The following is a 22,901-nucleotide window of genomic DNA, read 5'->3' as shown; positions in this document are numbered from 1 at the left end:
CCGCCAGACCCCACACAACCTCAATCAAATCCGTCTGTCTTTCCCAGACACCGGAGCTGGGTCGAAGTTCTGGGATTGCCCGGCTCCAGGGAACTCCCTGGGTTCAAGCCTCAGCCGCCCCAGCGGATGCGGTAGGAGCAGGCGTGGCCATCGAAGTCAAAGGGCTCGACGCGCAGGTTCTTGGCGCCGGCCTTGGCCAGGCCCGCTTCAATGAGGCCGCGGAGGTAGCCCGGGTTCCCGTTGCACTCGTTGACGCGGATGATGTGGTGCCCGGGGCCCTGGGTGAGCAGCTCCGACCGCATGTAGTTGTTGACGGTGGAGAAGCTCTCCTGGATGCGAACCACGACGCGCTCCGGCCCGAAGATGGGCCACATGGACACGAGCGACTTGCCGAGCACGGTCTGCTCCATCCCCTGGATGATGCCGATGCCCAGGCGCCGGTAGCCCTCGCCCATGTCGAGCTGCGGGTACAGGTGCTCGACGGTGACGCGAATGGCCTCCGCGAAGGTCTTCCGGGCCGTGTGGTGCGGAGACTTAGCGTCCAGGTCCAGGCCCACATCCTTGAGCTTCGTCCGGAGCTCCGGAGTGAGCCGGTCACCAATGGATCGGAACACCCCCTCCACCGTGTGGCGATAGACGATCTCTTCTTCCACGAAACACCCCGGCCCAAACCCGGCGGTCCCATTCCGCCGTGTCGCCAAGAAGAGTACACCATCCCTCCGACAAATCCGAAGCCCCCCTGGGGCTACGACCTGGGTCTGAGACGTCCCACCGATGTTTCACGGCTAGCCACGTTGTTTCACAATGCGTGTATTGCGTGATTTCGATGACTCAGCCGGGTCCAGGTGACCTAGCAGGCTGTTGAAAAAGGACCGGGACCTCTCTCGACCTACAACCCATGGGGCGAACTTTCAAAGTCATATCGATCCCGTAGTGGGTCGCGGTGGCTGCCGAAGAGTTTTTCAACAGCCTGCCATGTGGACCCGCCCGCGGATGCTTGGAACACGGCGAGGAATTTGAGCCCCGGTCGCATGCGGGCCAGCAGGCCACGACCGCCACTTGGCCCGACACGTACCGGAAGGCAGCGCGATACGCCCGGTGCATGTGGCAGCAGAGGACCGGCCGGGACCGAAGCACTTCCACGAAAGGATAGGCGTAGTCTTCCCCACCTTGTCGTGGCTCACACTGCGCCGCTGTGTTCGAACGCCGTTGTATTGCGGATGTGATCAAGTCGGAGAGCCAGCCATGCAGCAGGAGGACATCGACGTTCCGGAACGCCATCGCCCAGTCCAGATCTTTGTTGAAGTACGTGACGACCTTGTACGAAGCGGCAGTGGAGTCCTGAATTGACGAGCGTGCACTCCGGAACACACCCTCGCGATGGATGCCAGAGAGTCCGGCGACGCGACGGCCCCGCCTGAACGCGGATCGCACGCTCCCTTCTCTCCACCGGGGAAGGAAACTGAGACGTTCAACAGCAAAGGGCCTTCGGGCTGGACGGCGGCGCTGACGTTTAACTGGCCACCACATACACGCCCTCCATCGACGCCGCGAAGGGGCACAGCACGGGCGCACAGCCCGCGCATGGCGTCGTGCGCGCGGCGCACACGTCCCCTCGGGCCACACCGGTTCGACTTCGAACAGAACGCATAGAGCGCCTCCTGCACGAGCCTTGGCGAGTAGCGAGGGAGGTCGGGCCGGCACTCGCGAAGGTCCATCTTCGTGGCCTGCTCGCGTACCCACCGCTCGCGCGCGTTGTACGTCCGAGACGCACCGGGCTTGCGCAGCGCGTCCACGGCCCGCGCGACGTTCGTGTCGACCACGACCAACTCGTTGCCATCGACGGCTGGGAACCACGGCGTAAGTCCTGGGGCGAGCGCCGGCGTCGAGAGCGCGCTTACGAACATCGTCGCAAGCTTGCGCCCGACCCGGTGAACACCGGCGAAGTGCTCGACGAGCAGCGCGGCCCTCTTGGTGGGCGAAAGTTCGTCCTGGCACACGCGCTTGAACAGCGTGCGCACGCCGCCGCCCTTCCAGAGCCGGAGCCAAGCTGAAGTCGGCAGCTTGCCCATGTCGCCCATTCGGTTGAAGACAATGGTGGCGTCCTTCACGTGACAGGCGACACCGGGGCACTGTCTACAGTCAACGTGCTCGCGCGTCTTCGAAACGTCGCAACTCTCCTCGAAGGCGTCAACAGAGCTTAGCGTCGGGCACTGGTGCTGCGCGATGGACCGCTTCAGGAAGGCTACATCGGCGACGACGCGCATCGACGCGCGCGACAGCGAGCGCTGTTGACGGGCGACTATGACGTCACGCAGCGCCTGATACATCGACAGCGTGATGAAGAGGCGGAAGACTGCTGCTTCGATGCCGGCCGCGAGTTCGGCGGGCTCGACCGCGAACGCGCCGATGCTCTCCGGGTCGCAGTAGAAGGGGGTCGCCTGCTCTTCGTGGCGCCCGAGGTACCATCGAACGGCACCTCGGAGAGGCTCCTCCACGACTCAGCCTCCCAACACCTTCATCGCCGCGATCTTCGGATCGCCGAAGAAGACCGGGTCAACGTGCTCCATGATGTCAGCGCTCACGTCGAGGAAGTTCCGCTTGTTCTCGATCGGGATGAGGGCGCGCTTGGCGCCGTTGTCCTTCGCGACCTGGAGCGGCTCGGTGAGCGAGCGGAGCGGCTTGATGTTCCCCTGGACGCTCATATCCCCGAGGATGAGGAGCGCGGGGCTGACGGGCGCCTTTCGCAGAGCCGAGTAGCAGGCGACGAAGAATGCTACTCCGAGCTCGGCCTCGACTCGGTTCGCGAGTAGGTCGATCACCTCGACGTGAACATCGGAGACGTCTAGGTCGCGCGCGATGCCAAGCTCCGTTTTCTTCGCCTGTAGGAAGCTGAAGGCCCGCTGGACGGACTCCTTCATCGTGCCGGCAACGCCGCCCGCGAGCTTGAGCTTGCCCGTACCGCTCGAGATGGAGACTTCGACGCGGTAGAGGCCGACGGTGCCCTCGGACGTGACACCGGCGCTGTAGACGGTTCCAGGAGCCAACGGTTCGGTGGAGATGAGGTCTCGCCCGCCCTGCTCGGGCACCCCGACGAACTTCTCCTCGCCGGTTTCCTGCAGCGTGTAGCTGAAGGACGTGTGGTAGTATTCGAAGGAGCCCATCTTCTTAAGCTGCTCCTTCACGCGCCGCCGTCCTTCAAGCGCGAGTTCGAGGACCTCGGCGAGTTCTTCCTGAGTAACCTCGGCGTGCGGGAAGAGGATCTTCATCACTCCCGAGACGGTCTTGCGCACTGCCTTCCGGTCGCGGGCGTTGAGGTGGGCGCCGAGCGAAAAGTGGCGGTCGATGATCTCCGTAAAGTTGTGCTTCCGCATCTCGCGGAGCGCCTCGGCGAGGTAGTCGACGACGAACCCGTAGTGGTTCGTGAAGAGATCGTTCCGCATCTTCGGAATCTCCCAACCCGGGAGGTAGAAATGCATGCGGTCGATGAAGGCCATGTCGTCGCGAATGATGTCCGGCATGGGCGCGAACAGGTGCCCCGTCTGGACCATCACGTCGACGGGCTGATTGGTGTTGCCGAACATAGCGATACTCGCGTCACCAGAGACCGCCTCCTGCCCGCGTTGAAAGGTGCCGGACTCGCAGTAGGTCTTCATCGTCGTGATGACCTCTTTCGGCATCTTCTGGAGGTCAGCGACCTCGTCAAACCCGACGACGTCCCAGATTTGCACCATGCCCTTCTGCCGGCCGCTCATGTGCCCGAAGAGGTTGGCCACTGTGGTGCCGCCGGTGAGCAGCGCCGAGTACGGTGAGACCTCCTGGACGACGTAGCTCTTGCCCGTGCCGCGCGGCCCAAGTTCGACCAGGTTGTAGTTGCGCTCCGCGAGCGGGATGAGGCGGACGAGGAAGAGCAGCTTCAAGCGCCGCGACATTTCACCCGGCTCGTACCCCATGCTTCGCATGATGAGGTCGAGCCACTCGTCGGTCGTGAATTCGCTCCGGACACGCCGGTACTCCTCAACATCGAAGGTCGCGATCTGGATCGGTGTCAGCTTGTCGATCCAGAACGGGTTCTTGCCACGCGACTCCTCATCGTACTCGAAGCGCATGTCGACCTGCGCCCAAACTCCGCCCATCACGAGGCGCTCATAGTCGCGCACGTAGTGCTCGGGCACGTGGACGTTCTTGTGGCCGAAGTTCGTGACCTCGGCCCAGTAGTCCGAGTCGACGAGGCGCACCTTCACCTTGTCAATGAAGGTGTGACGCCCGCGGTCCTTAACTATCGCTTGCGCCTTCATCGACTCATCGGAGCGGATGTAGTTGTTCGCGAGCGTGTCGTTGACGACCTGGAGTCCCATCTGAATCGCGACTTCATCGCTCGACGCGCAGTACTTCCCGAGGAGGAATTCGAGGACGAAGACCGGCACGTTGGCGCCGACCTTCACCTTTCGGACGAGGTCCTTGCGCACCACCTTCCCGGCAAACAGGCGGTTGACCTTGTCGTCGAGCGCATCTCGCGTCGGGGTTGCTCCGTTGCTCATGGCTTACACTCCAAGCCGAACCGGGATGTCGGTGGGCGATCGATAAAGCTCCGCGTCGGTCATCGGGTCCTGCACCACGACGCGCAACGAGGCGACACTCTCGACGCTCAGCAAAAAGGCGACGGTCACCGGCTTGTTCGGCTCAAGGTTTACGCACCCAGTCGCACGATCGAACTGCGCGTCGACGACCATCCCAACCGCGCCAACCTGCTTGCCTGCCGCCATCAGCAGCGGACGAACTTGAATGCCCGTCGCTCCGAGCAGCATCTGCTTCTCGCCAAAGGTGAACGTCACGCTGAAGATGCGGTTCGTCACTGCATCCGGGAGCGACGCCGCCGTGATGGGGCCTGTGGAAGGGAGAGCGGACTCCCTTGCCTTCGTTCGAACGGTGAGCACCGGGATGACCAGTTCTTGAAGCGAGGGGCCACCGTGGTGGAACGCGAGGTCGCCGCCGGCCTTGAAGACACCGGTAGCCGCCGGGAACACGAGGTCCAGGTCTGAGGCATACCCGAGCGACGACGCGGCTACACGCACGCAGCCGGGGGGCGTAGCCCCGCCGCGACCGAGCCAGCAGCGGCGGTGCAGCTCCACGGTGTAGCCGCCGGGAGCGTCGGTTCGCATCGACTCGTCACGGTCGTTGGCGAAGAACAGGTGCCCGTGGTCGGCACTGACCACCGCGTGCTCGATGCCCGCCGCCGCGAGCTTGCGAATCGCGCGCGCGAGATTGTCGATGACGGTGTCCATCACCTGCCGCGCCTGGAACGTGAAGCCCGTCTCGCCAGCGTGATCGATCTCCTGCGAGCGGACGACGAACACCTGTGCGCCATCGAGCTTCTTCGCGAGCTTCGATGGCTGCAGGCTCAAGAGCTCATCGAGCGTTACGTCGATGAGCTTCGGCACGCGCGCGGCAGCGAACTTCTTTCGGCTCGCGAGGTCCGGCAGGAAGCTGTCGTCGATTCGCGCGCCGAGCTTGTCGTCTTGCTCGACGACGGAAAAGCTCCCCGACGCTCCAGGCATGAGCGCCGCCATGCCGATAGGCGTGATGCTGGGCAGCGCGCCGACGGCGGCGCGCACCGAGACCTCGGAGGTCTTCGGCAGGCGCTCGGCGAGATCCACGCCCATCTCGAAGCGCATGGCGTCGACGAGGAAGTAGGCGACGGGTTTGGGTTTGCCGGCGACGACCTCGCTCCAGATACGCGTCTGGTGGAGTGCACCGGGAATGGCCCACCCGGCCTTCACGAGCGCCTTGGTGAAGCCTTCCGCCATCGCGTGGCAGGCGTCCTCGTGGGCGCGTCGGACCACGCCGAGCGGGCGCTCCTCGGGCTCCTCGTCTAGGTTCGCGACCCACGCCTCGAGGCGACGCTGGGCCTGGTCGAGACGGAACCAGCCGTCCTTCGACACGTAGGCGTCCAGCCATGCGGCGGCATCTCCTGAAGTCTTGTTGACGGCCCTTCCCACTTCCATCGCTACGTTGCCCAGTTCGGCCATGCGTCGAGTGGCTTCCCACTGGGCCTTCCTGCTGACGTCTCGGTCAAGCCAGAAGCTATGCTCGCGCTCTGAAACGAGCGCGAGGGCCTCGCCGAACTTGTTGTTCGAGATGAGGTCACCCGCGTGACGAAGGAGGGCGCGCTCCTCGAAGCGGAACGTGTCGATGGCTCCGAGTGAGCCGGGCGGGAGCTTCGCGTTCTTGAGGCCCAGTTCCTCTTCGACGCGGTCGGCCAGCACCGCATACGCCTTGTCGTGGCCGGTTCGCAGGCGCCGCGCAATCTCGCGCACGGCAGACTCCTCGTCCTCCGTCGGCGGCTTCGCGACACTGTCGAGTGACGCGGGCGCATCACAGGACAGGTCGAGCCGGAACTCGGCTGCGAGCACGTAGCGCAGTGTGATGGCGCGGAGCTTCGCCAGAGGGGTATCGGAGGCAAGGTCAAGTCCGAGGCGGGCCTTCACGAGCTTCATCAACTCGCGCGTGGCTTCCTTGTTCACAATCTCGGGGTCGCGCGCGTCGTTCACGAGCCATACCGTGAGGAGCCCATCGTTGCCGCTCGCATCGTGGAAGATGCTCTTCAGGATCGACGGCGGCTCCGCGCCGGAGTTGCCCGCCGCCGCGCGCGCCAAGTCCTCGTAGGAGACCTTGCGGTCGAAGGGCAGCATCTCGTCGACGACGCCGAGCGTGTATTTCTGGAGCAGCACGTTCTTGGCGAGCTGCTTGAGCTGCGGCTCCCACGTCGTACCGGCCTTCTCGAGCTCCATAAGGATCGAAGCCTTCCGGTCGCGGATGACGTTCGGCATGTAGACGACGACCGTCGCGGGCGCGTCGCCGCTCACATGGGGCTCGATTACCGCGCGCAGCTCGAACATCGAACCGGCGTACTCGGCGAGGCGCATGCTAGCACCGCCGACAGAGACCGCGACGGGTTCGCCGGACGCACGAGGTCCACCGCGCACCTCATCGACAAAGGACTGGAACTCTGCGCGCTCGTCGTACCAGACGACGACACGACGGGACTTGAGCTTGTCGGCGAGCTGCTTCGCCACGTAGTCGTGAAGTGGGTGCATCAGGCGTCTCCTCCCTCGGCGGCAGCGGCCTTGCGATGGCCACCACGCCCACGCCCAGCGGTCTTGCCAGTGGCGGTGGGAGCTTCGAGCAAGCTCTTGAGCGCGGACTTCACGGCGGGCGAGGTGCGCTCGCGCACGAGTTCCTCGACGCTGCGAGTAGGCGTCTTACGGGCCGTCCACTTGGCGTCGGTCCCTTCGACCCAGAACACGTCTTCGAGCCCGTGGGCGATGGCGAGGCTGCGGTCCTTCACGCACTTCGGGACCACGCGCTCGGGCCAGAGGTGCATCGCTAGGTGGGCCCAGTCGTATTCGCCCTCACAGAGGGCATCCCAGGTCGCCTTCAGTTCCTTCTGCCAAGCCTTGTGATGCGGAACGAGCCGCCAGAGCGGGGCGAAGTTGATCGCCGCGCCGTCGTCGAGGTTCGGCTTCCACAGCGGAGCCACGCGTCTTACGTCATCGACGAAAGCATGTAGCTCTTCGAGCGATGCCTCCTGCTTTTCCAGCTCCCTGCGGGCCTTGCTGCCGCCTCCGGCAGCACGGGTGGCGGCGACGCGGCCCTCCTCGAGCCGGACCCTCTGCGCAAGGAACTCGCTCTGGATCGTGAACAAGGTGTCGCCAGTAACGCGCTGAGCATTGAGCCAAACAATGAACTCCGAGCTTCGCGTCGACAGCGGAACGTAGTACGGCGCGCTGCGGCGGCTCTTCGTGTAGTTCCGCAAGTGGGACGCGAAGAACTCGGCACTGAGGTACCGCCGCAGCTCCGGGACACCCAGCATGTCTACGAGTTCCTGCAGGAGCCCCTCGCCACGCTTCGGGATCGCCGACTCCACTGCCGCTTCGCAGCGAGCCACAACGTCGAGCGGGTGTCCAGCATCGTCCACGAGAACGGCCGGTGCGTCGGCGACCTCGAGCTCAGGTGCCGTGGGCGCTTCGTACGCACGGCTGCTCGACAGTTCTGACGACTGCAGCAGCAGTGACGCCGTCCAACGCCCGAAGGCGCAGCCCACGAGGTATGCGACAATGGTTTCGGCCCACTCACGCCGGGCGCGCTCATCGCGGGCGATTTCGGGTCGATGGACGTCGCCGACGTTGCTCTCGATCTCCGTCCAGTCGCTTGACGTGAGGCCATAAAGGTCGGACGTCCGGCGATCGATCGCCTCTTGCGCCGTGACGTAGGTGTCGAGCTGCGCCTCCTGATGGGTAACCAGTGCGGCCCAGGTTTCCTGGAGAGAGCCCTTGAGCGACAGGGGCGCGATCGGGCTACGGAAGACCGCGGTGGTCTCATCGCGCAGTCCAGTATCTGCTCGGGCCGTCCAAGCCTGCTTCGCATAGGACGCGAGCTCCGAATCGGCGGGCACCGTTCTCGGCACCGGGATGCGCTGCACGAGCCCCACCTCATACGAGTTGGCGCCAGCGCCGCCCTCCGCTTCGGCAGTCCCAAGCCCGAGGCTCAAGAGGTAGCTCACAACACGCGAGTTCAGAGCGGCGAGAAGGGCCCATGCATCGGGCTCGGTGCCGACGATGGACGGGCCCTTATGTCCGAACGCGCACCCTCCAGGCAACGCTCGAGGCGCGAACCGCTTGTTCGTGCGCGGCGGCCACGTAATGCCACGCTTGCCATAGCAATCCGGGTTGCGGATATACGAGCCGGTGAACGCGGCCAGCGCACTCCGCGGCGTCGGTGCCGATACGAGCAGGTGGATATCGTCGAAGTAGGGGCTGTACTCGCCCCCCTTAGCGAACGGCATCCACGCATCGTCAGCGCCGACTCGCGAGGGGGCGACCTCCCAGCGCAAGCGCAGGAAGCGAAAGTCGTCGGCCGACGCAAGCCCCTGACGGGCACGGCCAGAGGCCCCTTCGAGCGCCGGGTGGTTGACGAAGACGTCTCGCAGCTCGGGCGAGCACCAGTAGCCGAAGACCGCGTAGGGCAACTTCTCGAACTCGCGCTGGTCCGTTGCGAAACTCCGATCCGAAGGTGTTCCGCTGCGCACGCACCCCACTACCTGCCGGAGGGATGGCTCGCGCGACGTCTTTCCCTCGCCCAGCAAGCGAAGGTACAGCGAGCTACCGGTCTTCGAGCCTGAGGCCAGGGCGTAGGCCGCAACGCGAACCGTGGCTCCGTCTAGGACGTGCCCCCCAAGGTGAGCCATGACTTCCATGCGGCTCGACGCGAGCAGCACGTTCCGGCGCCACGGCTCAAGCGTGCGCCGGAACAACCCGGCCTCCGTTGAGATCACACCAACAAAGCCCGTCGGGGCGAGCTCTCGGACGCAGCGATCGACGAAGACGGCGAAGATGTCCTGCCGGCTATCGGGATACGCACCTTCGACGTACTCCTTCGACGGGCCGCTCGTGTCGCCGAACGGCGGATTCATGAGGACCACGTCGAAGCGCATGCGCGCAGCATCGAGGAGCGCAAGGCCGTGCGCCGAGTCGTGACGGAAGAGCCGTCGGCGCTCGTGCTCCTTGCCGGGGGCGCCCGCAGCGAACTTCGTCAACTCGGCGATGAGCTGTTCTTCAGCGGTGTCCCAGAGCGCCGTCGAGGTCAGCCTGCCTCCGAACATCTCCCCCTGACGAGTCGCGCGTTCCGCTTTGCGAATCGTGTCCTCGAGGGTGCGTTCTACACGCAGCATCAAGCCGAGGTCGCCAGCGAGCTTGAAGGCACCGACGATCTTCTCGAAGACCTCCGCTAAGAGAGGATGCTCAACGTGACGCGCGAACTCGCGAACCAGGTCATCGTCTCCCGGCATGGGCTCCGCAAGGATGATGTTGCTCCGCTCGATGCGACGGCGTGCGCTGCGCTGCACGCCGAAGTCACGCCATGCTCGCTGCGCGCGGAGCCATAGCGCGAACGAGGCGACCTGAACGCAGCGTGGATCGATGTCGACGCCGTAGAGGTTGTGCCGAACGATCAGCTCGGGCAGCGCCGCGTTCAGGCTCTCGACCGTCGAGTAGTCCTCTCGGAGACTCTTGCCGGTTTCGAAAGACGTGACGTCGCGTGGATCGGCCCAAGCCTCCCGGTAGATCTCGATGAGGAGATCGAAGCCGTAGAGGAGGAAGTGGCCCGAGCCGCATGCGGGATCGATGACGCGAATGTCTCTCGGGTCCTTACCTGCGCGCTGTGGCGGCACCGTCCCGCTCTTGACCGTGAGGAACTCGCAGTGTTCGACGAGCGCGGTCAGGCCACCGCGCATCTCCCACCACAGGCGCCCAAGCGTGTTGTCGGTGAGGAAACGGACGATGTATCGGGGCGTGAAGAACTGGTTCCGCGTCGCCAGCTCTCGGCTGTTCCGAGGAGCCTGCGAGCCGCCGGATTTCACGTCCTTCATCGCCTGCCGCTCTTCGAGCGAGTTGAAGTACTGGTAGACCCAGCCGATGGTCTCGTCCTCTCCCCAGACCTTGGCGAGTTCGCCGTCGTTCAGTACCTCAAGGAGCTGCTCGAAGGTCGCGCGCTTCGGCCAAAGCACGCTCGACGGATCGCGGCGGTCGAAGAGAACCTTCACCTCGGTCGACAGCTCGTCGAAGAGCGACTCGATGTAGAGCCGGTAGCCCGCGCTGTCGGGCAGAAGCGGCAGGCCCGGAGCCATGCCGGCAAACTCGCGGTAGCCCGCCGACTGCTCGCCCTTGGTGATGCACTCCTGCATGAGTTCGCGGGCCTCGAGCATCTTCAGCGCGACGAAGCGGTTGATCGTGGTGAAGGCGGCGTCGCGCAGGTAGTCGCCAACCGAGTCGGCGGCGCTCATGCCGGACGCCCGCTTGTGCTCGATGGCCGCAACGATGCGCTCGCGCTGGAAGGCCTGACGGGCCGAGAGGTGACCACCCGCCTTGGCGGCAAGCTTGCCGTCGCGGTGCACGTCGAAGCCGCCCTCAAGCTGCGCGGCGAAGTCCTCCTCAAGGAGCATCCGCGCTCGCTGCGTGGCACGTTCGATGGCGTTGCGTGTGTCCTTGTCCATCAGGTCTTCCCCGCTTGGGCCAATGGGTTCGTTGGTGCAGGCGCCTCCGGATAACGCTCTGCGAACCACCGCACCCGCGCCACGCTGTCTGTTGGCGAATCGGTAGTGGGGGCGTGGAGATGCCGGCCGATCTTCGGAAGAAGGAGCACTAAAAGGAGGTCCGAAGAATTCGGGTCGAGAGTGAAGCGCGAGTCTCCTTGAGCCTCGAGTCTACGCGAGAACGCATCGAGGGCGGCGCGGCTGGCGTCTGTCAGCGGCTCGGGCAACACGAGGAGCCGACGGATGCTGTCAGGATTTACGAGGCGAATCGGTTGCAGAGCCTCGAAGAGAGCACCTGCGTTGCGGCCGAAGTCGACGCCCGGGAACCAGCCACGGAGACGAGCCACGAAGTCGTAGACGTCCGTAAAAGCACCGCCCTGCTCGCGCTGCCGGCGCTCGGTTTCGGCGAAGAGACTCAAGATGGTACCGTCGCCCATCCGGACCGACTGACCGAGCATCATAAGAAAGTTCCGCTCTTGGTCTGAAAGCACTCCGGCAGCCGGCTTGTAGCCGAGGTCGTGTTCGATCTCGTTCCAGACGTGCGCCATCATGCTGCACACCTGCACCTCGCACGACACGTCCATCACGTTCGCGTAGGTGCCCACTCCATCCGCAGTCGTGAGAAAGACCTCGACGTGGCTGGCTCGGTAGAAATTGTTGGGATCGTCGCGGTTCTTATCTTTGCGCTCGTGGATTGGACGCTGGCCGCTGGCGTCAACAAACCGCTTGCAAACAAGCTGCACGACCTGGTCCTCATGACGCTGTTCGTACGTGGCGACCCGAACGGCGGCGAGGTCGCGGATTTGGTCGAACACCGCATCGACGTCGGGGATCGACTTCTTGCCAGTCGCCGCGAAGCGACGCAGCTTGCCCTCGAAACTCTTCGGGCTCTTCGCCCGTGACGTCACCTGAGCGCGAATGGCGTTGCCTTCGACGATCTCCGAACGGCAGATTTCGGCCACGCGCGCAGCGAGCTTCAGGTAACGGTCGTACTCGCGGTGGTACCGCTGCACAGCCTTCTTGATGGTGTCATCTGAGATGGTCATGTTGCGCTACTGAATGAAGACCTTTTTGCCAGCACCGATGAGCCGGGCGCACTCCTCGCGGATACCGTCGAGCGCCGCATCGAGCTGATCCTCGGACTCAATGCCGCCGGCGAAGTAGCTCGCGACGCTCACTGTAACGACGCGCTCGCCGTCGATGAGCCGGTTGAGCTCCGCGAGCGCGGCCCGGAGGCGGCCCTCACAAGCGTCGCAGTCCGACCGCAGCTGAGGGATTGGGACCGGCTCGACATCCCGTTTACGGAGCAGCTCGAATTGTGCGACGAGGCGATCTCGCGCTGGCTGGAGGCGTTCCCGGTCTTCCTTGGTGAGACCTAGCCAGGCCGACGCCTTGTCGAACCGATCAAATGCGTCCTCATAGACGGTGGCGCGTGCCTCCAGTGCATCGTCGAAGCGGCGGCTGTACTCGGCCTCGATAGCCTTCGTGTGCTGCTCGATGATCGGAAGCTCCTTGAAGAACGTTTCTCGGGCGAGCAGGTCTTCGAGCGCAGCCGCGCGCGTGCGCAGGTCATCGGAAATGTCCGACTCCTGGCTCAGGAAGATCCAGAGACTCGACTGCGCCTTGCGCGCTCGCTCAAGGTCATGGAGGCGCGGCTCGTTAAGCACCTGCTCGAGCTCGACGGCACGCTTGATGGCGTCCTTTATAGCTCGATGGCTCGTGTTGAACGTGGCGATGGCGTTGTCCTCGGAGCCCCGGAGGATGGCCTTCATCTGGCCGATGGCTCTCTCGAGGACCGCGCCGCCCGGCAGGCGATGCTTGGTGAGCGTCGCGAGAGCGGACGACACGGTGTCCTCGTTGCGCGCGCCCTCCTTGCGAAGCTCGGCGACGATAGCTCCGGCATTCAGCTCCTTCACCTCGCTGCCGAAGGTGTCGCGGAAGGCCTCGGAGGCTTTCACCAGCTCCTCGAACTCGATGCCCTTCTTTGGGCGGAACGACGCTTGCCTGAACAGGTTGTTGTTCGAGAAGGTGTCGCGCGCCTCAACGCCGGTGACGGTATCGAGTGTCTGGCCCTTGCTGGTCGCTTCGAGCTTGCCGGCGCGAAGCAGCGAGAGTACCAGCAGGCGCACGACCTCGAAGTCCCAGCCGAATGGCTCCTTGGCGAAATCGTCGGTGAGGTAGCGGCCGCTCGCGGTGTCGCCGTAGTTGGCTCGCTCCTCGATGCGGTCGAGCACTTCCTTCAGCGGGCCGCTCTCGGTGCGGAAGACGGTCTTGCCCTTCTCGTCACGCAAAAGCCCGATGCCGCCGAACACGCTCGGCAGGCCCTGGAGGTTCTCGGCGGTGAAAAGTGCGTCGGCGCCCTTCTTCACCTCCGTCGCCTTGGCGGCGGCCTCCTTGAAGCGGTCGAAGACCTCGGGCAGCACCTGACTGAGCACCTCAGCGGCGGTCTTGCCCACGTCGACGGCGCGGTCGGAGGGGCTGCGGTCATTGCCCCGGAAGTAGATGCGGCCGGAGAGGCACGCGGCGCGCAGCAGGCGGCGCAGCTCGTCGCTGTGCCTGCGCAGGCGAACACGCTCCTCGGCGATGAGGGCGGGCGTGTCCTCGCCCTTCGTCTCGCGCTCCTTGCGGGCGAGCATCTCCTTGCTGCGGAACAGCTCGACGGTTTCGCGGTCGATAGCGTCGGTCAACCCGATAGCCCAGAAGACGTGCTTTCGCTCCTGCTGGCTGCGCGTGCGGAGCTCGGCGGCGAGCGCTTCCAGCTCCTTGCCGTCATCGGCGAGGTGGACCTGGAACATCATGTCGCCGCTCGTGACTTCGCGGCCGTGGATGGCGAGACCCGCCTTGAAGGTCTTGGTGTCGAACAGCGTGTGCGAGGGCTGTGGCTGCCAGAACGCCGACAGCACCTCGGAGTAGAGGCGGTGGGAGTCGCCTCGCTTCGGGCTGATGCCGTTGCGCAGGCGCTCCCAGTCGTCCTCGGCGGGCGTCGGGATGCGGTAGCCGTCGTCGCCATGGCGAACCTTGTGGGCCGCCTCGAGCTCGCGCAGGGCCTCCTTCACCGAGACGAGCTGCGAGTCTCCGCTGGCATTGCCGTGCAGAGCCGCTGCGATGTTCTCGGCGCTTCGGTGGACGCTCTTCACGTACTGCAGTAGGCAGATGACCTTGGCCACAGGCTGCGCGAGCGGGTGGTTCAGCTCCTTGGAGATGGCGGAGATCTTCGCGCGCACCTCTGAGCCGATGTTGCCCTCGACGAGGTCGTAGACCTGATCGAGCCGCACGAGGTCGCCGAGATTGCCGTCGGCGAGGTTCACCGCCGGATTGATGAGGAGCTGCTGCGCGAGCTTGATTATGGTGCGGTTCGCGCCGCCGACGTGCTTGCTCGCGCCGCTCTGCGTGCGCAGGCCCGAGACGACCTGGATGATGAGGTCGATCTGGTACGGCAGCAGCGGGTACAGGTCGATGAACGCCTCGCGCGACAGCTCTGGGAGCTTGATATCGGCGGTGAGCCGGGTGTGCTCGGTGAGGCGGCCGCGATGCTCATCAAACAACTTCCCGAGCGCGGTCTGCGCACCGGCGTTCTTCGAGAGAACGCGGCGGCTGGTGACTTCGGAGATGTCGGACGGCTCGAGGTGGACCTGCAGCGGGAAGCGGTCCATCAGGCGCGCCAGCTCGATCTTCTTGTCGTCGAGCCCCGAGACGAGTTCGCCGAGTTTCTCCTGCGAGGTGACGACGACCCAGTGCTTGCCACGACCCTTCACGCCGAGGCTCTGCACGATGGCCTGCAGGTCGAGCATCTTCTGGACGTCGCGCGCGACGAACTGGCCAACCTCGTCGACGACGAACATCAGCGCGTGGCCTGACTTGCGGCGCTTCATCAGCTCGCCCGCGCGCTCGGCCAGCTTGCCAGGCGAGATGTCGGCCTTATTCTTGACGGCTTTCACCCACGAGTCGGCCATCGGGTACGTGTCCGGGTCGAGGCTGTGGAGCACACGACTCGCCTCGGAAAGCGCAAAGGCGACCTTGCCTTTCTCGACGGCCCAGTCCTTCTTAAAGAGCCTCTTGTACTCATCCTCGAAGCGCGCAAGCTGCCCCTTCTCCTCGAGCCCGATCTCCAGCTCTGAGAGGTCGAGATCCTTCGCGTAGCCGAGGCTCTGGAGGAAGAGCCCGTACATGATCTCGGTCAGCGTCTGGTTGCCGCTGCGGATGCCCCGGTCAGTCGAGACGTCGAAGATGACCGCATGGGTTGGGATCTTCTCGTTGATGGCCTTCAGCAGGACCTGGAGCTTCTTGTCGCCCGTGCGCTCGGCGAAGCGCGCGGCGGCGGACTCGCCGGCGACGGTGCGGTTCGCAACCGAGAGGCCGAGCATCTTGGCGAAGCTCGACTTACCTGAGCCGAAGAAGCCGGAGACCCAGATGGCGATGCCCTCGTGGGGCTTGTTCGGCGTCTCGCGGTAGGCGTCGAAGATGTTGGTGTAATGCAAGAGGATCGCATCCGTGACGACGTACTCGTTGATTTCGTCGCGGATGATCTCCTCGTCGGTCTGGTCGACCTTGATGACTTCTTCGATGCGACGGTGGATGTCGTTTGCGAAGAGCGTCTTGATGGGCGTAGGCGTCGTCATCGTCGGTAGTCCTCAGAAGATCTTCGGGCGGTAGTTGTGCTCCGCGTCGAGCACGCCCATGAAGCGCAGGCCTGCCGCGCCATTGAGGTCGCCGGGGTAGAAGAGAACGGTCGGAACGTGGACGCGGCCCTTGAGCTGTTCAAGTAGCGAGAAGGTCCGATACACGGGGAAGAGCGCGCCGGTGCGCAAGATTAAGACGACGTCGAGCAGTGGATCTGGGGCCTCGGGCATTCGGGCAGCGACGAGGTCGACGAGCGGCGAGTACTCCGAGAGGACAGAGTGGACGGTCTCAACGATGGTCTCGACGCCCTGCTCGCGCTCGGCGGTGAACCACTCCTCGAGCGGGCGCTGCGAGCGCATCGCCTCGTCGAGGCACTCGGCCAGGGAGATGCGGCGGACGCGCTTTCCCTTCTGTGAGAGCCGCGTTTCGAGCAGCGTCACCTGCTTGCGCAGGTCGAACTCATCCTCGGGGTCGTAGCGGAACAGCGCGTACGGCATGTCGTGGTACGCGCTGAGGCGCTGCCGGGGGTCGGGCAGCTCGAGGACGGGCTCGAGGCTCTGCTTGATGCGATGTTCGAGGTCGCTCATGCAACCATCCTCTCGGCGTACTCGCTGGTGCTCGTGCAAGGCAGGGAGAGCTGCACGAGGCTGCCGGCGACCTGGTATTCGAGCTTGCGGTACTGATGCAGACGCAGAAGTTCGTGCTCGACGTCGGCGGGGCGCATGAGGAACAGGCGCCACTCGGGCGACGCGACGACCTTGCTGGGGCTCAGCTTCTCGTCGCGCATCGCGTGCAGGAGGTAAAGGAAGCTCTTCTCCGGCAGGTGGAACGAGAAGAACTCCTTGGTGGTGGAGCCGCGCAGCAGACCGAAGTCGACGGCGATCTTGAGCAGGCCCGCCGCGACGCGCTTGGTGGTCTGCACAGACCACGCATGCTCGGTGGTCGCGCCGCGCTTGGAGATACCGCCGAGATACTCCTCGACGTCCTCGGTACGGACGCGGAAAGTACCGCCGTCGTAGGCGGCGAACAGCCAAGTCTCGATGAAGTCGCGGACGAGGAACTCGTCGCGCGTCATATGCCAGAGGAGCAGCGGCTTCCACTCGCCGAGGGGGAAGCCATGCTGTGCGAGCACAACGAGGGGCCGGTCGCGACCAGCAGGGTCGAAGCGGCGGTTCAGCACCTTGGAGACGTCGCGGAGCCACGTCGTGCTGCTGGCGCCGATGAAGTTCTCATCGCGGAGGCGGTCGAGGTTCTCGCGCTTCGAACGCTCGAAGTCCCACGCCGCGAAGACTGCGTAGGTCTCTGCGATCATCGCCCCTTTCACGACCGTGAAGGACGAGACCACGTTCGCGCGCAAAGTCGACGTCACGCTTCCGCCCTCCGCGCGTAGGGGACGGCGAGCGCGCCGTGCTCGCCGCGCGCGAAGCCAAGGGCCAGGAGCGCCACATCGTTGTCAGTGCCCGAGAAGAGCCCGGGCAGTGGCACGGCGCGGCCTTCGGCCGAGCGGCGCAGACGGGCGTATGCTTCGAGGTCGCGCTCTGTCACGACCTCGAATGCGCGCAGGATGGCGGTGAGGTCGGTGCCCGAGAGCGACTCAAGCTTCTCGAAGAAGGCCGTCCACTCGCCGGCGTTGTCGAGCCAGTGCTCCCAGCGCGCGTCGAACTCCTCCTCGATGGTCTCAGGCAGTCGCCAAAGCGTGACACTGCCCGGGGGCTCGAAGACCTCGGCGCAGCGGTGGGCGGCGACCGCGAATACGGAGCGGGCCTGTGCGAAGCGGTGCGTGCGTGGGAAGCCGCGCCGGAGGGCGGTGGCGCCGAAACGCCCGAGTTGGTTCTTAGTGTTCCACCACTTGGCGAGGTCCATCTCGCCGAAGCGGGCGACGATGAGGCGCAGTTTGAGCAGGCGATCGAGGTCGATGGTCCCAGGCTTCACTGCGAGCCCCCTTTGTCGGTGCTGCCGTCGTGCGCGTCGGCACCGCCCGTCCGCCCCCACTCGTCGGCCTCGGAAAGCTTGAACTTCCAGAGGCGAGTGATCTTGTGGGCTGGGAGCTTACGGGCCTCGATCCAGCGATAGACGGAATCTTTTGCCATCCCGAGATGCTTGGCGGCGCCTTCAGCCGAGGCCCAAGGCTCTATCATCATCGGCTGTGCTCCGATTGGATAACCACTGTGCACCTGTGCACGGTAACCGGAGCGGGCCCTTCCGAGAATACCCAAGCAAAGTCGAGAAGACTCGAAGAGTGATGAAAGGCGAGAACGAAGGAGCATTGAACGCCCTTCGGGAGGTCCCTGGACAGTTCGACCAGCCTTGGGTGTTCCCTCAACAGGATGGAGGCTTCATCCGTCCGCCAGCACACTTGCGAGGAAGCCATCCTCCAAAACGCGGAACTGGCCGGCATCCGTCGCATCGGCTGACACACCCTGCACACGCCAGCCACCTCGTCATGTGGGCTATGCCGCGCAAGGCCGTTCAGGAGCCGCTGGGGCACGCCAGCATCGACATGTCGATGGCTACGAACGTGAAGAACGATGCGGTGCCCGCCCCCGACATGCCCCCCAAAGGCCACAGCCCAGAAACGACAAAAGCCCCCGAGTCTTTCGACTCGGAGGCTCTTGTTCGGAGTGCCCAGGGCGGGATTCGAACCCGCACACCTTTCGGCGCCACCCCCTCAAGATGGTGTGTCTACCAGTTCCACCACCTGGGCGTTTCGGCGGGGTCCATCTACCGGACCCCGTGGATTCACGCAACAACCAATTCAACGGTCGCGTGAATCCGATGCTTCCTGACGACTACGGCGCGGGCGTCGTCGGCGCGGGAGCCTGCTGGCCCTCCGCCGGCGGCGTCGCGGAACGCTCCTGCTCCACCGCTCCCGGAGCAGCAGGAGCCGGCGTCGTGGCTCCCGGGGTCGCCGGGGCCGTCTTCGCCGGCGGCGTCGCCACCGAACCCGCGGCCACCGAACCGCGCAGGCCCACGAACGACAGGCCCAGCGAGGTCAGGAAGAACAAGCCGGCGCAGACGCCCGTCAGCTTGCTCAAGAAGGTCACCGCGCCGCGCCCACCGAAGGCGCTCGTCGCGGCGCCGCCACCGAGGGCGGAACCCATGCCGGCGTCCTTCCCCGGCTGCAACAAGATGACGAAGATCATGAACACGCAGAGCAGGACGTGCACGATCGTGAAGAAGGTCAGCATGGGTGTTCCAAACGCTCCGTGAAAGAGGGCGCAACCTACACAAAGTGGTCAACGGGTGACAACTTCTAACAGGGATAACGGCTTCAGCCAGCCGCCTTCACGATGGCCACGAAGTCCGCCGCCTTGAGGCTCGCTCCCCCCACGAGCGCCCCGTCCACGTCCGGCTGACCCAGCAATTCCGCCGCGTTGTCCGGCTTCACGCTGCCGCCGTACTGGATGCGGACCCGCTCGGCCGTCCCCTCGTCGTACATCCGGGTCAGCAGGCCCCGGATGGCCGCGTGGACCTCCTGCGCCTGCGCCGTCGTCGCCGTCCGGCCCGTCCCAATCGCCCACACCGGCTCGTACGCCATCACGAACGTCGCCACGTCCGCCCCGGAGAAGCCCTCCAGCGCGCCCCGCACCTGGCGCTCCACCACCGTGAGCGTCTGGTTCGACTCGCGCTCGGCCAGCGTCTCGCCCACGCAGACGATGGGCGTCATCCCGGCGGCCTTCACCGCCTTCGCCCGCTTGTTCACCGTGGCGTCCGTCTCACCGAAGAATTGCCGGCGCTCCGAGTGCCCCACGATGACGTAGGCACACCCCAGCTCCGCCAGCATCGGCGCGCTGATTTCACCCGTGAAGGCGCCCGAGGACTCCCAGTGACAGTTCTGCGCCGCCAGCTGCAGGGGTGCCCCCTCCAGCGCGACGTGCAGGGGCTGCAACGCGACGAACGGGGGCGCGATGGCCACCTCCACCTTGTCGCCCATTGCCGCCACCGCACTGCGAAGCTCCCGCACCAGCGCGAGCGCTTCCGGCACCGTCTTGTTCATCTTCCAGTTGCCAGCGACGATCTTCCGACGAGCCATCGAGGTGTCTCCCCCGGTGCGTACCGCGTGGGTGCCCTACTTCGTCTCCAGCGCCTTGATGCCAGGCAGCGGCTGGCCCTCCAGGAACTCCAGCGACGCGCCACCACCCGTGGACACGTGGCTCATCTTGTCCGCGTAGCCCATCTGCTCCACCGCCGCCGCGCTGTCGCCGCCGCCAATCACCGTGACGGCGTCCTTGTTGATGGACATCGCCGCGGCCACCGAGCGCGTGCCCTCCGCGAACTTGTCGACCTCGAAGCGGCCCATGGGCCCGTTCCAGATCACCGTCTTCGCGTCGCGGATGCGCTGCGTGTACATCGCGCGCGTCTTGGGACCGATGTCCAGGCCGATCATGTCCGCCGGCACCACCTGATCCGGCGTCTCCTTCACCGGGCCCTTGCCGTCGATGTCCGCGCAGACGATGTGGTCGATGGGCAGCACCAGCGGCGTCTTCAGGCGCTTGGCCGTGTCCAGCAGCTTCGCCGCCAGCGCCAGCTTGTCGCCCTCCTCCACCCGGCTCTTGCCCACTTCGATGCCCTGCGCCTTCAGGAAGGTGTACGCCATGGCGCCACCCACGAGCAGCGCGTCCACCTTGGGCAGCAGGCTCTCGATGACCTTGATCTTGTCGCTCACCTTGGAGCCGCCCAGGATGGCCACGAAGGGCTTCTGCGGATTGCGCAGCACCTTGTCGCCCAGGTACTCGATCTCCTTGCGCATCAGGAGGCCGGCGGCCTTCTCCTTCACGAAGGGCACCATGCCGGCCGTGGACGCGTGCGCGCGGTGCGCCGTGCCGAACGCGTCGTTGACGTAGACGTCCGCCAGCGCCGCCAGCTCGCGCGAGAAGGCCTCGTCGTTCGCCTCCTCCTCCTTGTGGAAGCGCAGGTTCTCCAAGAGGAGCACCTGCCCCGCCTTCAGGTCATTCACCTGCTTCTTCACGTTGTCACCCACGCAGTCGTCCGCGTGGATGACCTCGTGCTTGCCGCCCAGCAGCTCCGCCAGCTTCTCCGCGACGAGCACCGTGGACAGCTTGGGGTCCGCGCCCTTGGGCCGACCGAGGTGGGACGCCAGGATGACCTTGCCGCCCATCTCCAGCGCGCGCCGGATGGTGGGGAGCGCCTCACGGATGCGGGTGTCGTCGGTGATGCGGCGCCCCTCCAGCGGGACGTTGAAGTCCACGCGGATGAAGACGCGCTTGCCGGTCAACTGCAGGTCATCGATGTAGCGGATCATCTTGGGTGTCCCTTGTGCCTGTCTCGGTCAGCCTGGGGTGCCGGTGCGGGGAGGCTTTACGCCACGCCCTTGGACACGAGGAACTTCGCCGTGTCGACCATGCGGTTGGAGAAGCCCCACTCGTTGTCGTACCAGGCCATGACCTTGACCATGTTGTCGCCCATCACGAAGCAGTTCGTGGCGTCGAAGATGGCCGAGTGCGGGTTGCCGTTGTAGTCCACCGACACCGTCTGCGCGTCGCTGAACTCCAGCACGCCCTTGAGCGCGCCGTTGGCGGCGGCCTTCATCGCGGCGATGACCTCTTCGGCCGTGACCTTCTTGGTGGTGTTCACCGTCAGGTCCACCAGGGACACGTTCGGGGTGGGGACGCGGACGGAGATGCCGTGCATCTTGCCCTTGAGCGACGGGATGACCTCACCGATGGCCTTCGCGGCGCCGGTGCTGGTGGGGATCATGGAGAGCGCGGCGGCGCGGGCGCGGCGCATGTCCTCGTGGGTGAGGTCCAGGATGCGCTGGTCGTTGGTGTAGCTGTGCACCGTCGTCATCAGGCCCTTCTCGATGCCGAAGTTGTCCACCAGCACCTTGGCGATGGGCGCCAGGCAGTTGGTGGTGCACGAGGCGTTGGACACGATGTGGTGCTTCGCCGGGTCGTACTCGTTCTGGTTGATGCCGTACGCGATGGTCAGGTCCGGGCCCTTGGCCGGCGCGGAGATGATGACCTTCTTGGCGCCCGCGGCCAGGTGCTTGGCGGCGGCGTCACGGGCCGTGAAGCGGCCGGTGCACTCCATCACCACGTCCACGTTCATGTTCTTCCAGGGCAGCGCGGAGGGGTCCTTCTCCGCGGTGACGGCGATCTCCTTGCCGTTCACCACGATGCCCTTGTCGGTGTGGGACACCTCGCCCGGCCACGTGCGGTGCACGGAGTCGTACTTGAACAGGTGGGCCAGCGCCGACGGCTTGTCGAGGTCGTTGATGGCGACGATCTCGAGGTCTTCCTTGCGGCTGAGCGCGGCGCGCAGGATGCAGCGACCGATACGACCGAAGCCGTTGATGGCGAGCTTGATGGCCATGGTGTTTTCCGTCTCCTTGAAGGAGTGGGCCTTCGCGGCCCACCGTCATGAATCTCGTAAAGAAGGCGGGCGACCGTAGGCAGGCGCCCCCGCCGAGTCAACGCTTCGCGTGGGCCGCTTTCGCGCGTGCACGCCGGAGCTGAACAATCACCCCGACCAACAGCCAGAGCCCGGAGGCCGTTCCCGCACCGGCCCCGCATCCGCAGCCGCTGTCCCCCTTGGGGGAATAGTCATTGGGGAGCGCCGGAATGACCGTGGGTTGCGGCTCCGGGTCCACCGGGCCCGGGTCCACCGGCGGATGCGGATCCACCTCCCGCACCGCCACGCAGGACGCCAGCGGCCGGGGGCTGACCGCGGGCGTCACGTCCGCGTCAGGCAGGGCCGGCGCCTGGGTGACGAGTCCTGAACGCACCAGGAACGCGCCCACCAGCCGCGACCGCTCACGATTGGACGCAAGGCCCTCGAACGGGAAGCCCAGCACCAGCACCTGGCCCGCGGGCGCCGTGCCCGCGGAGAGCACGCCCGCGCCCAGCGACGTGCCGGTGTAGCGCAGCACGTCCGCGCCGCCGCCCGTCGGGGCCAGCACGTCCGTCACCCCCACCGGATAGGCGCCGAGCGTCCCATCCGCCAGCGGCGTGGCCGCCAGGTCCGCGAGGAGCCCGCCCGCCGAGCCCTGCACCCGGGCCACCGGCGCCCCCGCCGCGATGGACGCCCGGAGGATGTCCGTGAGGAACAGCTTGTCGTCCGCGGTACCCGCCGCGAGCGTGGACACCGTGCGTCCGCCCGACAGCATCAGGTGCCCGCCCCCCGTGACGAACGCGCGCAGGGCGTCCTGCTCCGTCCGCGTCAGGCCCGCGCC

15 protein-coding genes, 1 tRNA gene and 1 pseudogene are annotated in these 22,901 nt (G+C 65.6%); all 17 read right to left on the bottom strand.

All coding sequences use genetic code 11. The features are described from left to right. Window positions 1-110: 110 nt before the first annotated feature. Window positions 111-653, bottom strand: coding sequence for a DUF2378 family protein (locus D7V77_RS15570; protein ID WP_120577079.1), 543 nt, complete (start codon window positions 651-653; stop codon window positions 111-113). A 573-nt stretch (window positions 654-1,226) separates the two neighbouring features. Further along, window positions 1,227-2,498, bottom strand: a complete 1,272-nt coding sequence (locus D7V77_RS15565) for a hypothetical protein (RefSeq protein WP_120577078.1) — start codon at window positions 2,496-2,498, stop codon at window positions 1,227-1,229. Window positions 2,499-2,501: 3 nt separating this feature from the next. Further along, entirely contained in the window at window positions 2,502-4,541 is a 2,040-nt protein-coding gene (gene brxL / locus D7V77_RS15560; RefSeq protein ID WP_120577077.1) for a protease Lon-related BREX system protein BrxL, read from the bottom strand. Between the two features lie 3 nt (window positions 4,542-4,544). Continuing rightward, on the bottom strand, window positions 4,545-7,097 hold the full coding sequence (locus D7V77_RS15555; RefSeq protein ID WP_120577076.1) for a PglZ domain-containing protein: 2,553 nt from the start codon (window positions 7,095-7,097) through the stop codon (window positions 4,545-4,547). Beyond that, a complete protein-coding gene (gene pglX, locus D7V77_RS15550; protein ID WP_120577075.1) occupies window positions 7,097-11,050 on the bottom strand; it encodes a BREX-1 system adenine-specific DNA-methyltransferase PglX in 3,954 nt (1,317 codons plus the stop codon). Before pglX ends, D7V77_RS15555 begins: the two co-directional genes overlap by 1 nt. Beyond that, window positions 11,050-12,135: a GTP pyrophosphokinase family protein gene (locus D7V77_RS15545; protein ID WP_120577074.1), complete on the bottom strand. Its 1,086-nt coding sequence runs from the start codon at window positions 12,133-12,135 to the stop codon at window positions 11,050-11,052. The genes pglX and D7V77_RS15545 overlap by 1 nt, the downstream gene beginning before the upstream one ends. 6 nt (window positions 12,136-12,141) lie before the next feature. Next, window positions 12,142-15,708, bottom strand: a complete 3,567-nt coding sequence (brxC, locus tag D7V77_RS15540) for a BREX system P-loop protein BrxC (RefSeq protein ID WP_120577073.1) — start codon at window positions 15,706-15,708, stop codon at window positions 12,142-12,144. Between the two features lie 12 nt (window positions 15,709-15,720). Further along, a complete protein-coding gene (locus D7V77_RS15535; RefSeq protein ID WP_120577072.1) occupies window positions 15,721-16,296 on the bottom strand; it encodes a BREX protein BrxB domain-containing protein in 576 nt (191 codons plus the stop codon). Beyond that, window positions 16,293-17,078, bottom strand: a complete 786-nt coding sequence (locus tag D7V77_RS15530; RefSeq protein WP_120577071.1) for a BrxA family protein — start codon at window positions 17,076-17,078, stop codon at window positions 16,293-16,295. The genes D7V77_RS15535 and D7V77_RS15530 overlap by 4 nt, the downstream gene beginning before the upstream one ends. Beyond that, window positions 17,075-17,641 carry a BrxE family protein gene (locus D7V77_RS15525; protein ID WP_120577070.1) on the bottom strand — a complete coding sequence of 189 codons (567 nt, stop codon included), beginning with the start codon at window positions 17,639-17,641 and terminating at the stop codon, window positions 17,075-17,077. The genes D7V77_RS15530 and D7V77_RS15525 overlap by 4 nt, the downstream gene beginning before the upstream one ends. Next, entirely contained in the window at window positions 17,638-17,850 is a 213-nt protein-coding gene (locus D7V77_RS15520) for a helix-turn-helix domain-containing protein (RefSeq protein ID WP_120577069.1), read from the bottom strand. Before D7V77_RS15520 ends, D7V77_RS15525 begins: the two co-directional genes overlap by 4 nt. Window positions 17,851-18,331: 481 nt before the next feature. After that, window positions 18,332-18,413, bottom strand: a tRNA-Leu gene (locus tag D7V77_RS15510). An 85-nt stretch (window positions 18,414-18,498) separates the two neighbouring features. Beyond that, window positions 18,499-18,897: a preprotein translocase subunit SecG gene (gene secG / locus D7V77_RS15505; protein ID WP_120577068.1), complete on the bottom strand. Its 399-nt coding sequence runs from the start codon at window positions 18,895-18,897 to the stop codon at window positions 18,499-18,501. A gap of 83 nt (window positions 18,898-18,980) precedes the next feature. Next, window positions 18,981-19,742 carry a triose-phosphate isomerase gene (tpiA, locus tag D7V77_RS15500; RefSeq protein WP_120577067.1) on the bottom strand — a complete coding sequence of 254 codons (762 nt, stop codon included), beginning with the start codon at window positions 19,740-19,742 and terminating at the stop codon, window positions 18,981-18,983. 36 nt (window positions 19,743-19,778) lie between these two features. Continuing rightward, window positions 19,779-20,972, bottom strand: a complete 1,194-nt coding sequence (gene pgk, locus D7V77_RS15495) for a phosphoglycerate kinase (protein WP_120577066.1) — start codon at window positions 20,970-20,972, stop codon at window positions 19,779-19,781. A gap of 56 nt (window positions 20,973-21,028) precedes the next feature. Next, window positions 21,029-22,042 carry a type I glyceraldehyde-3-phosphate dehydrogenase gene (gene gap / locus D7V77_RS15490; protein ID WP_120577065.1) on the bottom strand — a complete coding sequence of 338 codons (1,014 nt, stop codon included), beginning with the start codon at window positions 22,040-22,042 and terminating at the stop codon, window positions 21,029-21,031. Window positions 22,043-22,139: 97 nt separating this feature from the next. Continuing rightward, window positions 22,140-22,901, bottom strand: a pseudogene (locus D7V77_RS15485) (N-acetylmuramoyl-L-alanine amidase); the annotation flags it as partial.

This window comes from Corallococcus sp. CA041A (assembly GCF_003612075.1).
GTDB lineage: Bacteria > Myxococcota > Myxococcia > Myxococcales > Myxococcaceae > Corallococcus > Corallococcus exiguus.
The sequence above is the reverse complement of the archived record's forward strand: the minus strand, read 5'-3'. Positions and strand labels throughout refer to the sequence as shown.